This is a genomic window from Gordonia sp. LMA484, from assembly GCF_058129505.1.
On record NZ_CM176700.1, the window covers coordinates 3,780,315 to 3,794,710 of the forward strand.

16 protein-coding genes are annotated in these 14,396 nt (G+C 66.8%); 2 read left to right on the top strand and 14 right to left on the bottom strand.

The window, feature by feature from the left end:
* Window positions 1-101: 101 nt before the first annotated feature.
* The 3 genes from AC4AMJ_RS16670 to AC4AMJ_RS16680 form a co-directional block, all read right to left on the bottom strand.
* The gene (locus AC4AMJ_RS16670; protein WP_489900021.1) at window positions 102-740 is read right to left on the bottom strand and encodes a trimeric intracellular cation channel family protein; all 639 of its coding nucleotides are present in this window, start codon (window positions 738-740) and stop codon (window positions 102-104) included.
* A gap of 139 nt (window positions 741-879) precedes the next feature.
* Window positions 880-1,053 (bottom strand): 50S ribosomal protein L32, encoded by a 174-nt coding sequence (gene rpmF / locus AC4AMJ_RS16675; RefSeq protein ID WP_489900020.1) that lies wholly within the window; start codon window positions 1,051-1,053, stop codon window positions 880-882.
* A 176-nt stretch (window positions 1,054-1,229) separates the two neighbouring features.
* Complete coding sequence (locus tag AC4AMJ_RS16680; protein ID WP_489918449.1) at window positions 1,230-1,469, bottom strand: DUF4190 domain-containing protein; 240 nt, start codon at window positions 1,467-1,469, stop codon at window positions 1,230-1,232.
* Between the two features lie 63 nt (window positions 1,470-1,532).
* Between AC4AMJ_RS16680 and AC4AMJ_RS16685 the strand changes: the two genes are divergently transcribed.
* Complete coding sequence (locus AC4AMJ_RS16685) at window positions 1,533-1,916, top strand: pentapeptide repeat-containing protein (protein ID WP_489918450.1); 384 nt, start codon at window positions 1,533-1,535, stop codon at window positions 1,914-1,916.
* Window positions 1,917-2,054: 138 nt separating this feature from the next.
* On the opposite strand, the gene AC4AMJ_RS16690 is transcribed toward AC4AMJ_RS16685, so the two are convergent.
* Complete coding sequence (locus AC4AMJ_RS16690) at window positions 2,055-2,606, bottom strand: DUF4190 domain-containing protein (RefSeq protein WP_489913394.1); 552 nt, start codon at window positions 2,604-2,606, stop codon at window positions 2,055-2,057.
* Between the two features lie 79 nt (window positions 2,607-2,685).
* Here AC4AMJ_RS16690 and AC4AMJ_RS16695 point away from each other — a divergent pair, with 79 nt between their 5' ends.
* Complete coding sequence (locus AC4AMJ_RS16695; protein WP_489900018.1) at window positions 2,686-3,633, top strand: AEC family transporter; 948 nt, start codon at window positions 2,686-2,688, stop codon at window positions 3,631-3,633.
* Window positions 3,634-3,984: 351 nt separating this feature from the next.
* On the opposite strand, the gene AC4AMJ_RS16700 is transcribed toward AC4AMJ_RS16695, so the two are convergent.
* From AC4AMJ_RS16700 to purN, 10 genes are all read right to left on the bottom strand, one after another.
* Complete coding sequence (locus tag AC4AMJ_RS16700) at window positions 3,985-4,620, bottom strand: DUF1707 SHOCT-like domain-containing protein (protein ID WP_489900791.1); 636 nt, start codon at window positions 4,618-4,620, stop codon at window positions 3,985-3,987.
* A gap of 115 nt (window positions 4,621-4,735) precedes the next feature.
* Complete coding sequence (locus tag AC4AMJ_RS16705; protein ID WP_489913396.1) at window positions 4,736-6,733, bottom strand: VWA domain-containing protein; 1,998 nt, start codon at window positions 6,731-6,733, stop codon at window positions 4,736-4,738.
* A gap of 289 nt (window positions 6,734-7,022) precedes the next feature.
* Window positions 7,023-8,468 carry a sigma 54-interacting transcriptional regulator gene (locus AC4AMJ_RS16710; RefSeq protein WP_489900016.1) on the bottom strand — a complete coding sequence of 482 codons (1,446 nt, stop codon included), beginning with the start codon at window positions 8,466-8,468 and terminating at the stop codon, window positions 7,023-7,025.
* Between the two features lie 22 nt (window positions 8,469-8,490).
* Window positions 8,491-9,075, bottom strand: coding sequence for a maleylpyruvate isomerase family mycothiol-dependent enzyme (locus tag AC4AMJ_RS16715; RefSeq protein ID WP_489913398.1), 585 nt, complete (start codon window positions 9,073-9,075; stop codon window positions 8,491-8,493).
* A 5-nt stretch (window positions 9,076-9,080) separates the two neighbouring features.
* Entirely contained in the window at window positions 9,081-9,575 is a 495-nt protein-coding gene (locus AC4AMJ_RS16720; RefSeq protein ID WP_489900014.1) for an SRPBCC domain-containing protein, read from the bottom strand.
* The gene (locus AC4AMJ_RS16725; protein ID WP_489900013.1) at window positions 9,572-9,973 is read right to left on the bottom strand and encodes an ArsR/SmtB family transcription factor; all 402 of its coding nucleotides are present in this window, start codon (window positions 9,971-9,973) and stop codon (window positions 9,572-9,574) included. The genes AC4AMJ_RS16720 and AC4AMJ_RS16725 overlap by 4 nt, the downstream gene beginning before the upstream one ends.
* Window positions 9,974-10,157: 184 nt before the next feature.
* Window positions 10,158-11,054, bottom strand: a complete 897-nt coding sequence (locus AC4AMJ_RS16730; protein ID WP_489913400.1) for a TauD/TfdA dioxygenase family protein — start codon at window positions 11,052-11,054, stop codon at window positions 10,158-10,160.
* Between the two features lie 392 nt (window positions 11,055-11,446).
* Window positions 11,447-12,190: a sulfite exporter TauE/SafE family protein gene (locus AC4AMJ_RS16735; RefSeq protein ID WP_489900011.1), complete on the bottom strand. Its 744-nt coding sequence runs from the start codon at window positions 12,188-12,190 to the stop codon at window positions 11,447-11,449.
* A gap of 12 nt (window positions 12,191-12,202) precedes the next feature.
* A complete protein-coding gene (gene purH / locus AC4AMJ_RS16740; RefSeq protein ID WP_489900010.1) occupies window positions 12,203-13,777 on the bottom strand; it encodes a bifunctional phosphoribosylaminoimidazolecarboxamide formyltransferase/IMP cyclohydrolase in 1,575 nt (524 codons plus the stop codon).
* Window positions 13,774-14,352, bottom strand: coding sequence for a phosphoribosylglycinamide formyltransferase (gene purN, locus AC4AMJ_RS16745; RefSeq protein ID WP_489918451.1), 579 nt, complete (start codon window positions 14,350-14,352; stop codon window positions 13,774-13,776). The genes purH and purN overlap by 4 nt, the downstream gene beginning before the upstream one ends.
* Between the last annotated feature and the right edge of the window lie 44 nt (window positions 14,353-14,396).

Below are 14,396 nucleotides of genomic sequence, written 5' to 3' on the forward strand. Positions count from 1 at the left end.
AACTCCTGGTGAGTACGTGTTGTTAGCACTCACTGACCTACCAGGAGTTCACTCAAATCCCATCCGTCACACGCCGCACATCCGAGTTTTCAAACACGCTCTCAGGACGGCCTCGATCGCCGTCGCAGCACACCCTCGGGTGCTGTCGGCAGCCGCCATCCGAACAGGAGTCCGGCAAGCCGCAGGCCGGTCGCGACCGCCGTCCCGACGATGAGCCAGATCCAGACCGGCCCCCACGCGTAGGTCCCGCACACGCCGACGATGCCGGCGCCGATCACCGCAGGCACGGCATAGAGGTCAGCGGGCTGCAGCAGCAGGGGCACCTCGTTGGCCAGGACATCACGCAGGATGCCGCCGCCCACCGCGGTGAGCAGACCCACCAGAGCGGCTGCGAACGCGCTGGTGTGCCGATCGAGTGCGAGCGCGGCGCCGCTGGTCGCGAACACACCCATGCCGACGGCATCGAAGATCAGGATGGTGCGGCGGAGTTCGGCGAAGGCCGGGTGGAAGAAGAAGACCGCGAGACTGGTCGCCGCACCGATGACGATCGGCGGCCAGTTCTCGATGGAGGACGGCGGAGTGATCCCCAAGACGACATCGCGGAGGATGCCACCGCCGACGCCGGTGAGGGCACCCACGGTGATGATGCCCCAGAGGTCGAAGTCCTTGCGCACGCCCAGCAACGCGCCGGATGCGGCGAAGACGACGATGCCGACGTCGTTGAGAATCTCCTGCAACACGGGAACATCGTGTCAGTTCCCCGGTGCCGCTTGCACAGAGCACGCCGACGACCGCCCCGGGAGATCCCGGGGCGGTCGTCGGTATGTCTTTGTGCGTGCGGGCGATGAGCCGACCGTGGTCGAGCTCAGTGCACGTCGCTCAGCGGCGATCCAGGTCGATGATGCCGGCCTTGGCGGCCTTCACGAGACGACGCGGCATACGCTGTGCGACGCCGTTCACCTTCACCTCTTGCAAAGCGGGGTTGTCCGCCTTCCACTGAGCACGACGGCTGCGGGAGTTCGCCCGCGACATCCGGCGCTTGGGTACAGCCATGGTTGAGCCCTTCTCCTACGTGTAAGTCTGTGGGTTCCCATCCGACCTAGGTCGACAGGTCCCGCCGATCGGTGCGCCCGGTCCGTCACAGCTCTTCAGCCGGTAAGGCGCGGCACACAACCTCCCCAGACTACCGGGCCGGGGTGCGAAGCTCCAAAACGTGCCGGCAGCCTTCGTCAGGCGGCCGCGAACGCCCCGATGATCAGGGCGATGAGCATGATCACCAAGACCACGACGATGATGGCGATCGAGATCCAGCCGAGGATCAGTCCCGCCTTGGCCATCCCCTCCCCCTCCTGGGTTCCCCCCGACGCCGCGATCTCGTCGCGCGCCGAGTTCCCCAGGATCACCGCGACCACGCCGAGCACACCGGGACATGCCACGAAGGACCCGATACCGCAGATCAGCGATGCGATGGCCTTGCCGTTGGTCTGACGGGCGACCGGATAGCCGACGCCGTAGGCGCCGGCACCGCCGTATTGCGGCGGAGCGCCGTACTGACCCCCGTAGTACGGCGAGCCGTACTGACCGGAGCCGTACTGAGCGCTGCCGTACTGACCGGAGCCGTACTGAGCGCTGCCGTACTGACCGGAGCCGTACTGAGCGCTGCCGTACTGACCGGAGCCGTACTGACCAGGGCCGTACTGAGCGCTGCCATATTGACCAGAGCCGTACTGACCGGAGCCGTACTCGGGGTTCGAACCGTACGGGGATGCCGCGTCGGGCTGGGGTGGTGTGGTGCCGCCATAGGGCGACGCCTGGCCATACTCTGGTGCGGCGCCGTACTGATGCGGCGGGCTCGACTGTGGTGCGCCCTCGTAGCCCGGAGTCGGCGGCGACGGCTCATCCGGCTGCGGTGTTGAGGCCGCGGGATCAGCGGGCTGTGCGTGCCTGTCCTCGTCCGGAGAGTTCGGTGTCGGATCGGTCGGGTTGGTCATCGATTCGTCCTTCCCCGGGACGGTGCCCGGACTCCAGCGTAGTTTGCCGACACCTCTGTGAGGTCAGCGCGCGATCTCTCTGCCGAGTATGGCCAGCATCACGAGCATCAGCACGATGCCGATCGCGCCGAAGACGATCCCGGCAACCGCCATACCCATCCCCGCGCTGCGACCACCGGACGACCTGATGTCCCGGCGGGACAGAATTCCGAGGACGACGGCGATGACCGGCAGCGGCAGCAGCAACCCACTGCACATCACGGCGAGTGGGAAGGACAACAGACCGCAAACCAGTGCGGCGATCGCGCGCCCGTCGGTCTGCGGCCGCACCCCGTCGTGGTACGGGTAGGGATAGTTCGGGCCTGGCTGGTTCGGCCCGACCGGACCCGGTTGATGCGGCCCCGGTTGATACGGCACCGGTTGATGAGGCACCGGTTGATGAGGAACCGGTTGATGAGGCGTCTGTTGGTACGGCCCCTGTTGATACGGCTGATACGGCGGCACGGAGGGATTCCGAGTCGACGGGTCCGCGAACGGCCACCCGGTATCCGGCGGCACCGCACTCCACTCGTCGTCGGACCGCCCTTCGGGTCCCGAACCGGGAGGATTGGTCACGACGCCCCCTTCGTGCGTGCCGGTCGGCGGCCGGCCACCACCGAATGTCCGATCCAGACTAGGGCAATACACTCGACCGGTGTCAGGCGTGGTCTCGGGCTTCACCGTCATCTTCATCGTGGTGGGGATCGGCTATCTCCTCGGACGAACCCGGGTCCTCGGCGACAGCGCGCACGAGGTGCTCTCGCGTCTCGTCTTCTTCGTGTGTACGCCGGCACTCCTGTTCCACTCGCTGGTGACGTCGGACCTGTCGGTCATCTTCTCCAAGACCCTGATCATCGCCGGCGGCAGTGCGCTCACGATCGGCATCGTGTACGTGATGGTCGCCCGGCTCTGGCTGCGACGGGAGATCCCTGAACTGGCGATCGGCGGGCTCGCGTCGTCGTATGTCAACAGCGTGAACCTCGGACTACCGATCGCCATCTTCGTGCTCGACGACGCATCGTTCATCGCACCTTTGCTGTTGTTCCAGATCCTGATCTATTCGCCGATGGCGCTGATCACGCTCGACGCGACCGTGACCGATCCGGCGCTGGGACACGCGTCGCGATCGACGACTCTGCGTGACGCGGTGATCGCACCGCTCACCAACCCGATCGTCTTGGGCGGCGTGGCCGGGCTGGTGATCTCGGCGATCGGGCTGCGCCCACCGGCGGCGATCCTCGAGCCGATGAAGATGCTCGGCAACGCCTCGGTGCCGTGCGCCCTGCTCGCCTTCGGCCTGTCGCTGACCGGCGCGACGGTGTTCAAGAAGGGCCACAGCCCACGCCGCGACATCGCCTTGGCCAGCGTGCTCAAGATCATCGCCATGCCGGTGCTGGTGTACGTGGTGGCGCGATTCGGTTTCGGCGAAACGGGTCACGCACTGTTCGCGCAGGTGGTCATCGCCGCGCTGCCGACCGCCCAGAATGTCCTCGTGTACGCGACGCGCTACCGTCGGGCGCAGATCATGGCGCGCGACACCGCCCTGATCACCACGCTGAGTTCCATCCCGGCGATCGCCGTCATCGCGCTTCTCCTGGCCTGACCGATACTCGGCCGTCTGACCCGAGCGCCCGCGCACCGACCGACCTCGTGCTCGCACCCACGCGCCGACAGAACCCAGAATCCCGCCGACAGAACCCATGATCTCGTCGACAGCACCCAGAATCTGCCGCGACGGAGAACCACCCTTCGTGACGCTCGCAGGCTCGCTCCTCAGGGAGCGGGCGGTCACCGTCGCAGGCTCGCTCCTCAGGGAGCGGGCGGTCACGCTCGCAGGCTCGCTCCTCAGCGAGCGGGCGGTCACGCTCGCAGACTCGCTCCTCAGGGAGCGGGCGGTCACGCTCGCAGACTCGCTCCTCAGGGAGCGGGTGACGCTCAGCACCCAAACCGGTGCTCACACCCGCGGAGGCTTGCGGTCTTTCCGCTTGACGTCGACCCCACCCATGAACGCGATGCCGACGACCCGGATCGTCGGAGCACCCGGGACGCCCTGACCCGACGCACGGCCACCGAATCCGCCCATGATCGCCCACCCGCCGACCTCAACCGTCACGTCGGGCGGAACCGTGATGTCCACCGACCCCATGATGGCGGTGCACCGGATGGTGAGGGTGGGCGCGGTGAACTCGGCGTCGCGAAGATCGAGGTCGACGCCACCCATGATCGCCGTCGCCGAGAGACTGTCCGCGAGCGCCACATTGCCGCGCACCTCGGTGGCGGACATCAGCGCGAACCGATGCTGAATGGGCCGACGATCCGAGGGCACGGCGACCCGGCTCACCCTGGTCTCCCCGACGAAGGGCATGGGCACTCCGAGCTCGCCCACGGGCAGATCGTCGGTGAGCTCATCGAGCTCCCCGAACGTCTTCGCCACCACGGCTTTCCCTGCCCGCTCCTCGTACTCGGCCGGCGACAAGCTGCCAACGGCCATCGCCGCGGACAGGATCCGATGCACGAGTTCGCGATCCGCGTCGGCGGCACGCAACCGCGCCCTGCGATCGTCGGGGGCCGGGAGATCGTCCGGGTTCATCACAATCAGCAAGCCTAGTGGCCGCCCAGGCACAGAACCACCCTGATTTCGATGGCCGCGAACACTCGAGAACCCCAGGAAAACCCCGAGATTTCCCCCGAGTCGTCCACCCGTATCACTTGCGGCGGCCCCGATGCGCGCTGAGGTAATCGCCCACCACGGCGGCACCGAGCCCGTCGATGTCAGGCGCTACCACTCGGCCACCGATCCGCCGCGCGATCTGATCGATGAAATGCGCCAGCCCCGGGTCCTCACCGAGCCGGAAGAACGTCACCTGCGCACCGAATCGGGCCACATGGTCGAGTTCACGCACCGTCAACGCGATCGTCTGCGGATGCGGCGGATAGAAGAAGAATGGCTCCCCACTCGGATCCAGATGCGCTGTCGGCTCGCCGTCGGTGACCACGAGGACCACCGGTTGTGCATTCGGGAAACGTCGCAGATGACGCTGCGCCAGCAGCAGGGCGTGATGCAGGTTGGTGCCCTGCTCCATCCGGGGCTGCAGGCCGGTCAGTTCGGCGATGTCGATGGACCGTGCATATCGGCCGAACGCGATCAGGTGCAGTTCATCGCTGCGGAACCGGGTGGAGATGAGGTGATTGAGCGCGATGGCGGTGCGCTTCATCGGCGTCCACCGACCCTCCATCTCCATGGAGAACGAGGTGTCGACGAGCAGCACGACCGCCGCTTGGGTTCGGGCCTCGGTCTCGGCGACCTCCACATCTCGCACGTCGATCCGCACTCCGGACCTGGCCATCTCATTGGAGACCAACGACGGTTCGTCGCTCTCGGAGATGGTCCGCAGCACCGCATTCGACACGGTTCGCGTCACGTCCCAGGGGTCGGTGTCGCCGAACTCCCATTCGCGTGACGCACCGGTCGGTTCGCCGAGTGCCCCGCTGCGACGCGTCTGCCGATCTCCACGTCCCGACAACTGTTCGGCGATGTCGCGGAAGATCGACTGCCCCAACTGCCGCATCGCCTTCGGACTCAGCCGCAGCTGACCGTCGGAGGTCCTGTCGAAAAATCCCTCCTCGGACAGCGCCTTCTCCAGCTCCTGCAGCGTCCGCGCATCCACGCCCGCCTGCTCCCCGAGCTGGCGTTCCAGGGCGTCGATGTCGATGTCGTCCATCTGTGCGCCGGCATACTGTTGGGAGAGTTGCTCGCTGAGCGCCTCGAGTTCGGAGATGTCGCGCAGTGCAGCCGCACCTTCGCCGAGACCCATCGGCTGGTCCCCCGAGAACGACTGCGCGTCGTCCCAGTCCAGACCCGGGCGCGCCTGACGAAGCGCCGAATCCATCTGCGACAGTTGACTCATCAGCTCCGGCGAGCCGAAGGCCTGCTGCGCCAGCTGATCGAGTTCGGCCCGCTGTTCCGGGGTCAGCGAGTTGTAGAACTGCTGAGCCGCCGCGGCACGCTGGGCCAGCGAGTCGATGAGTTCTTCGGTGTTGCGCGGGTTCTCGGGGAAGAACTCGCCGTGCTTGTCCATGAACTCGTCGAACTGCTCGGTGGTGTCCTCGCCACGGTTGTGCGCGTCGAGAAGCTGGTTGAGATCTTTGAGCATCTCCGAGATGCGCTGGCGGTCCTGCTCGCCGGCACCTTCGAGGGCCTCTTTCATCCCGGCGAAGCGCTGGTCGAGCAGCTCCCGTCCGAGCAGGTCCTTGATCTTCTCGTAGTCCTCCCGGGCCTGCGGGCTGCGCCAGTTGTATTCGGACAGTTCCTCGACGGCCTGCGCCGTCGACGCCGGAAGGCTGCCGATCTGCATCTCCGCGAAACGTGCATCGTCGTCGAGGTCGCGGGCGAGCTGCTTGCGCTCCTCCAGAACCGCCCGGTCGAGCAGTTCCCGGATCTCGGCGAATGTCCCGTCGAGATTGCGCTTCTTCAACAGCTCCTGGCGACGCCGGTTCACCTGTTCCCGAAGCCGGTCGAGCCCACGCATGTCCTGGGTTCCGCGACGCAAGAACTCACGCAATGCCCGCTGCGGCGACGCACCGGCCATCACGTCGTCGCCGATGTCGCGCAACGCCTCCCGCAGATCCACCGGAGGCGCAAGCGGGTCTGGACCACCGGTGTACCGCTGATATCGGGACCGGTGAAAACTCTTGTGCGCCATGGTCTGTGCCCCTCAGTTCAAGTGTGTGGAGAGCGAGGTTGAGCCCCGTGGAAGACAGAGCTCGCGAGCGTCACCCCCCGGCCCCTGAGGAGCGAGCTTGCGAGCGTCACGAAGGGCCGACCCTTCGTGACGGCCCTCCGCTAGCGCTCCGGGCCTCCTCAGGGATCGGGGGCTGAGCCGCACACCCTCGGCACCCAGGGATCGGGGGTTGCGCCGCACACCCTCAACCCACGTGGGACGGAGGTCGCGGCGCGCGCACTCACCCCTCACCGCCGCGAGCTGCGGCTGCTCAGCCATAGATCGTCTGCCCGGACTCGTCGGCCTCTTTGCCAATACGTCGTGCGAGGAACAATCCTTCCAGCGCGAGTTCGACCGCGCTGGCGCGTTCGCCGTCCACCTCGGCGTCGAGACGTTCGGCGATCGCGTCGAGCACCTCAGCGGTGACCTCCGGCGCGGGGATCGACCCGAGGAGATCCGCGGCGGTGACGCGGTCCCCGGTCACGACCGGTTCGCCGTTCTCCAAGGCGTCGACCAACGGCGCCATGTCGATGCCGCCGAGGTGCGCGCGCACTGTATCGGCGACCGACTTGCGCATGAGGTGCTCGAGGATCTCGAGTTCGCGGCCTTCCTCGCCGGATTCGAACTCGATCTTTCCGCGCAGCACCTCGATCACCGACTCCAGATCGACGACGCGGGCCACCGGAACGTCCTCGCCGGTCACGGTCGCGCGGTGCAGGGCGGCGGCCGCGACGGTCTCCGCGCCTGCGATCGAGAACCGCGCCGAGACCCCGGAACGCTGGTCGATCGACGGATGGTCACGCGCGTACCGCGTGAACCGCGCCAAGATCTCGGTGATGAACGTCGGCACGGTCGCGGTGAGGTCCGACTCCTGCTCGATCACCGCGACCTCGTCGTCGAGTTCGAGCGGGTAGTGGGTACGGATCTCCGCGCCGAATCGGTCCTTGAGCGGCGTGATGATCCGCCCACGATTCGTATAGTCCTCGGGGTTCGCGCTGGCCATCACCAACACATCCAGCGGGAGGCGGAGCGTGTAGCCGCGGACCTGGATGTCACGCTCCTCCATCACGTTCAGCATCGAGACCTGGATGCGTTCGGCCAGGTCTGGCAGCTCGTTGATGGCGACGATGCCGCGGTGGGCCCGCGGGATGAGGCCGAAGTGGATCGTCTCGGGGTCACCCAGGCTGCGGCCCTCGGCCACCTTCATCGGGTCGATGTCACCGACGAGGTCGGCGACCGAGGTGTCCGGCGTGGCCAGCTTCTCGCTGTAGCGCTGGCTACGGTGGCGCCACTCGATCGGCAGGTCGTCGAGTAGATTCGCCGCTTTGCGGATCGACCCCGGTGTGATCGGTTCATAGGGGTGTTCGCCCAGGTCGGAACCCGCGATGACCGGAGTCCACTCGTCGAGGAGCCCGACCAGGGTGCGCAGGATGCGCGTCTTGCCCTGACCACGCTCACCGAGCATCACCACGTCGTGGCCGGCCAGCAACGCCCGTTCGAGCTGCGGGATGACCGTCGCCTCGAACCCGACGATGCCCGGCCACGGATCGCGACCCTCGCGAAGGGCGGACAGCAGGTTGTTGCGGATCTCATCACGCACGCTGCGTTGGATGTGACCACTGGCGCGCAGTTCACCCAGCGTGCGGGCGGACGGATGGCGGGTTTCGGTGGTCTGAGAGGTATGGGACGTGAAATTCTCCTCTGGCACCCTGTCCACGGTACTCCGCTTGTGCGGCCCGTCACCGTGTGACAGAACCGGACCACTCCGGATCGCGGCCGATGAATGCGGCCAGGCGGGTCACCGGATCGGCGTCGTCGGCGACGGGAACGGCCGGGCCGTACTGGCCCGACGACCGCAACAGATCCTCGATACCGACCATCCCGGCGAGCAGCTGCTCGGCGAAGTCCGGATCGAGATCGGGCGGGTTACCCGCGGCGACGGCGAGGTCCCACGTGTGCATGAACACGTCGGCTGTATAGAACCGGTCGACTGCGTCCGCCAATCGGTGCTCGCCTGCCATCGGGTGACGGAATGTGTCGTCGGCGGAGGGCCCGTCGAGCAACTCCTGGACGGCCGCGGCATGAGCCAGCCACGCCGAGAGCGGATCCTCGGATACCTTCGGGCCCTGGCGAAGATCCACTCCCCCGCCCGCGAGAAATCCGGGGAACCACTCGACGAGGTGGGCGACGACATCGCGTGCCACCCAGCCGTCGACCGGTGTCGGGGCATCCCAGTCGGACACAGCGGCAATCTGATCGGCAAAATCTGCGGCCACGGCACGATGACGTTGGGCCACGGAGAGACCGGAGATCGAATCGGACACTGTGATCACACCTCACCCGAGGCCAGCAGCTTCTCGAGCGCGGCGTATCCCTCGTTGACGCCGGTCTCCATGCCCGAGGCCAGCCAGCCGTCGCGGGCTTCGAAGCTGTCGCACAGGGATTGGGCGTGTAGCCGGGTGGTGCCGTCGCCGAGGTCCTCGAACGAGAGAGTCTCCAGCGCCACTTGATCGGGCATGCCCTCGAAGGTGAAGGTCTGCACGATCGTGTCGTCGGACACCGTGTGGAAACATCCACGGAAACCGAACTCCTCGTCGCCCCGTGTCGACACGTATCGCCAACTCCCGCCATCGCGGGCATCCCATTCGATGACGCGGCTGCTGATCGAGTCGGGTCCGACCCAGCGGACGAACAGGTCCGGGTCGATGTGCGCCTTCATCAGTTGCGCCGGCGTTCCGCGGAAGTCGCGCGTGATCCGGATGATGGGCACCTCTTTGTCCGCCTCGATCGCGGCCTCCGCGTAGCGGGTCTGCACTGCACTCATGACGCCTTTCCTTTCCTTCGGGGTTTCTCGTCCTCGCGACGTCGTGCCGCGGGTCCGTCGTTCATGGCGATGGCGGGGCCATCATTCATTTCTGCCAACAGGGCGTCGAGTCGCTGATAGCGCTCCTCGGCCTGCCTGCGATAGCGCTCGATCCATTTGGTCATGAGGTCGAACACCTCCGCTTCCAGATGGACCGGGCGGGTCTGCGCCTCCCGGGTGCGGGTCACCAGGCCGGCATCCTCGAGCACCTTCAGATGCTTGGACACGGCCTGAATGCTGACGTCGTACGGGTCGGCGAGCTGGCTGACCGTCGCGTCGGACACCGCCAGACGGGCAACCATGTCGCGCCGGGTCGGGTCCGCGAGAGCGGCGAAAACCTTTGACAGCTCGTCTGCCACCTGACGCCTCCTCAACCGTTCGGTTGAATACGACTCTGCGCTCCTGACGCTCCGTTGTCAACCCTTTAGTTGAATACGATCGCGGGCCAGGCCATGGAATGCAGAAACCTCATCTGTCGTCTGAAACCCTTCGTGCGCGGAAGATTGCTGACGAGAGATGAGGTTTGGTGTTCTCCAGAGGCCGTCAGTCGGCGGGACCGAGCGGTGCATCGCCGCGCAGCGTGATCCGGTGCATCACCCGCCGGGTGTCGCCGTAGTCGCGGTTCGCGTAGTGCAGGGTGTTGCGATTGTCCCACATCACGATGTCACCGAGACGCCACCGATGACGGACGATGTGCTCCGGCTTGGTGATGTGGGCGTACAGCAGATCGAGGATGCCTCGGCTCTCGGCGTCGGAGACGCCCTCGATGTGGGAGGTGAAACCCGGGTTGACGAAGAGTGATCTGCGCCCCGTCTCCGGATGGATTCGTACCACTGGATGAGCGACCGGCACGAGTTCGGTGACTTCCTCCCCGTCCCAGGTGTTTCCGCGGCCATCACGCCGCTGTTTGAGGTAATAGCCGAAGGCACGGTTGCCGTCATGTACCGCAGTGAGCGAATCCACCAGACGGCGCATCGGCTCCGACAACGACTGATAGGCCAGCTCGGCGTCGGCCCAATTGGTGTCACCGCCATTGCGCGGCAACACGACCGGACGCAGGATCGATCCCATCGGCGGCCTGGGCATGAAGGTGACGTCGGTGTGCCAGACGTCGGCGAATCCGTCGTCGCTGCTGTCGAGCGCGTAGACCTCGCCCGGAACGTCACCGCTGTTCCACACCGGATGCCCGAACGTCAGATCCCCGATCCGACGGCCGAACTCGATGTGGGTCGCGTCGTCGATGTGCTGATCGCGCACGACGACGACCTTGTAATCGATCAGCGCGCGTCGCAGCGCGATGATCTGGCTGTCCGTGAGCACCGCGACATCGACCCCACGGATCTCCGCACCGAAGTGCGGACCGAATTCGTGGATGTCGAACTCGACGCCAGACGAGATCGTTGCGCTTTTCACCTGGCCGAGGGCTGAATCGATACTCACGGTGCATGTGTAGCCGTCCGGTGCGCGGACGACCAGACTTTTCCTCGCCGCGAGCGAAACGCCGCGGGTTCTCTCGACGCGATCCCGGATTCCGTCGACGCGATCCCGGGTTCCGTCGACGCGATCCCGGATTCCGTCGACGCCATTTCGGGTTCCGTCGACGCCATTTCGGGTTCTCTCGGCGCAGTTCCGGGTTCTCTCGGCACGATTCCGGGTTCTCTCGGCGCGATCCCGGATTCCGTCGACGCGATCCCGGATTCCGTCGACGCGATCCCGGGTTCCGTCGGCGCGATCCCGGGTTCCGTCGGCGCGATCCTGGGTTCCGTCGGCGCGATTTGGGGTTCTCTCGGCGCGATTTGGGGTTCTCTCGGCGGTGCCGGGACGGTGCGAGGTCAGCCGACGGCGAGCCAGGCCGCGAGGCAGAGTCCGCCGATGCCGACGACGATCCGCAACGGTTCTGCGGGCAGCCGCCGGACCACCGGGGGCCCGCACCAGCCGCCGGCGAGACACCCGATCGCCATCGCGAATGCGGCCGCCCAGTGCACCGGACCGAAGATCATGAAACCGACAGCGGCAACGGTGTTCGCGATTCCCAGGAACACCGACTTCGACAGCGCGGCGCGCCACAACGGCTCACTGGTGAGCACCAGCATCAATGCAAGGACCATGATGCCCGCACCCGCACCGAAGTAGCCGCCGTAGACGGAGATCAGGACGAGGCCGATGAGCCACGGTCCGGGGCGGTCGGCGTGGCTCGTGGCCCACCGCCGCAGCATCGGCTGGCCCAGCAGACACAGCGCGGCGAGCGCCACGAGGAACGGGACGATCGCCTCGAAGGCGCCTGGCGGGGTGAGCAACAGGGTCACGGCGCCGATCGTGCCGCCGACCAGGGAGGCGACGATGCCGCCGATCAATCGACGCCGGTCGCCGTCGAGCAGAACACGTCCCGACTGCGCCGTACTACCGATACCGACGGCCACCAGGGACACGGTGTTGGTGACGTTGGCGGCGATCGGTGGCAGCCCGACCGCGAGCAGCGCCGGATAGCTCACCACCGACGCCAATCCCGTGATGTAGCCGATGAGTCCGGCACCGAATCCGGCGGCGACGAGAAAAGCGAACTCGGCCGGACTCACGAACTCGGGGACTCAGTGCGCAAAGTGCCGCGCACCGGTGAGATACAGCGTGACACCGGCTTCGGACGCCGCCTCGATGACCTCGTTGTCACGGATGGAACCGCCCGGCTGCACCACCGCGCGCACACCGCCGGACAGCAGGACCTGCAGGCCGTCCGGGAACGGGAAGAAGGCGTCCGACGCCGCGACACTGCCGGCGGCACGGTCACCGGCACGCTGAACGGCGAGGTGTGCCGAGTCGACCCGGTTCACCTGCCCCATCCCGACGCCCACCGAGGCACCGCCGTCGGCCAGCAGGATCGCATTGGACTTGACCGAACGGCATGCCCGCCAAGCGAATTCGAGGTCCGCAAGGGTGTCCGGATCGGCCGGTGATCCGGCCGCGAGGGTCCAGTTCGCCGGGTCGTCGCCGTCGGCGTCGAGCACATCGCGCTGCTGCATGAGCAGCCCGCCGGAGATCGGTCGGGTCTCCACCCCGGTCCGCGCCGGAGCGGGCGCGGTGAGCACGCGGATGTTCTTCTTGCGGGTGAGCACCGAGAGCGCACCGTCGGCGAACCCGGGAGCGATGATGACCTCGGTGAAGATCTCCGCCACCTGTTCGGCCATCTCGACGGTGATCTCGCGGTTGGCGGCGATCACGCCGCCGTAGGCGCTGACCGGGTCGCACGCGTGCGCCTTGCGGTGGGCCTCGGCGATGTCCGCGCCGACGGCGATGCCACACGGATTGGCGTGCTTGATGATCGCGACGGCCGGTGTGTCGAAGTCGTGCGCGCTACGCCATGCCGCATCGGCGTCAGTGTAGTTGTTGTAGCTCATCTCCTTGCCGTGCAGTTGCTCGGCGGAGGCCAGTCCGCCGCCGGCCTCACTGACATAGAGGGCGGCCGCCTGGTGCGGGTTCTCGCCGTAGCGCAGCACCGACGACCGGTTCCAGGTGGCGCCCACCCAGTCCGGGAAGTTCGACGAATCGGCCGGCGGTGCCACCACACTGGACATCCACGAGGCGACCGCCACGTCGTAGTCGGCTGTGTGCCGGAACGCCTTCGCCGCCAGCGCTTTACGCTCATCAAGGCTGAAACCGCCGTCGGCGACCGCACCTCGCACCGCCTCGTAGTCGTCCGGGTTGACCACGACCGCGACCGACGGATGATTCTTGGCGGCACCGCGCACCATGGACGGCCCGCCGATGTCGATCTGCTCGACGCATTCGTCCGGGGCGGCACCCGACGCGACGGTCTCGGTGAAGGGGTAGAGGTTGACGACGACGAGATCGAAAGCGGCGACACCGAGTTCGTCGAGCTGGTCCACGTGGCTCTGCTTGCGGGTGTCCGCGAGGATCCCCGCATGCACCTTGGGGTGCAGGGTCTTCACCCGGCCGTCGAGGCATTCCGGGAATCCCGTCAGTGCCGAGACCTCGATGACCGGAACTCCGGCGTCGGCAATGGTTTTCGCCGTGGATCCGGTCGAGACGATCTCCACGCCCGCCTCGTTGAGAGCGGTGGCGAGATCGGCGAGTCCGGTCTTGTCGTACACACTGACGAGTGCGCGGCGGATGGGCCGGCGACCACCGGCGGGGCTCTGTGTGTTCACGGGATGTCGGCCTTTCGTCCGTCGATCACTACACCTCTGGTGACGAGTGCCGTCACCACGTCGGCGAGCAGTTCACGCTCGACCGATTTGATTCGCTCATGAAGACTCTCCTCGGTGTCATCCGGTCGCACCGCCACCGGCTCCTGGGCGAGGATCGGACCGGTGTCCACCCCGTCGTCCACGAGATGCACGGTGGTGCCGGTCACCTTCACCCCGTGGGCAAGGGCGTCGGCGACACCGTGAGCGCCGGGAAAAGCCGGCAGCAGCGCCGGGTGCGAATTGACGATCCGGCCGCCGAAACGTGAGAGAAAGGCCGGGCCAAGGATTTTCATGAAACCGGCGGTGACGACCCAGGCCGGGTCGAATGCCGCGACTTCCTCGGTGACCGCAACGTCCCAGGTGGCCCGGTCGGCGTGATCGGCCACTCGGCAGTCGACCAGGGGGACGCCGTGGTCTGCGGCTATCTCGGCGGCGCGGCATTGCCGATCGACCACGATCGCGACGATCTGGAACGGCGCATCGTCGGCGACCCGTCGGAGCAACGATTCGAGCAACGAACCGGTACCCGATGCCATCACCACGATCGGCACACGGCCCGAGGAGGGTACACGAACTGCAG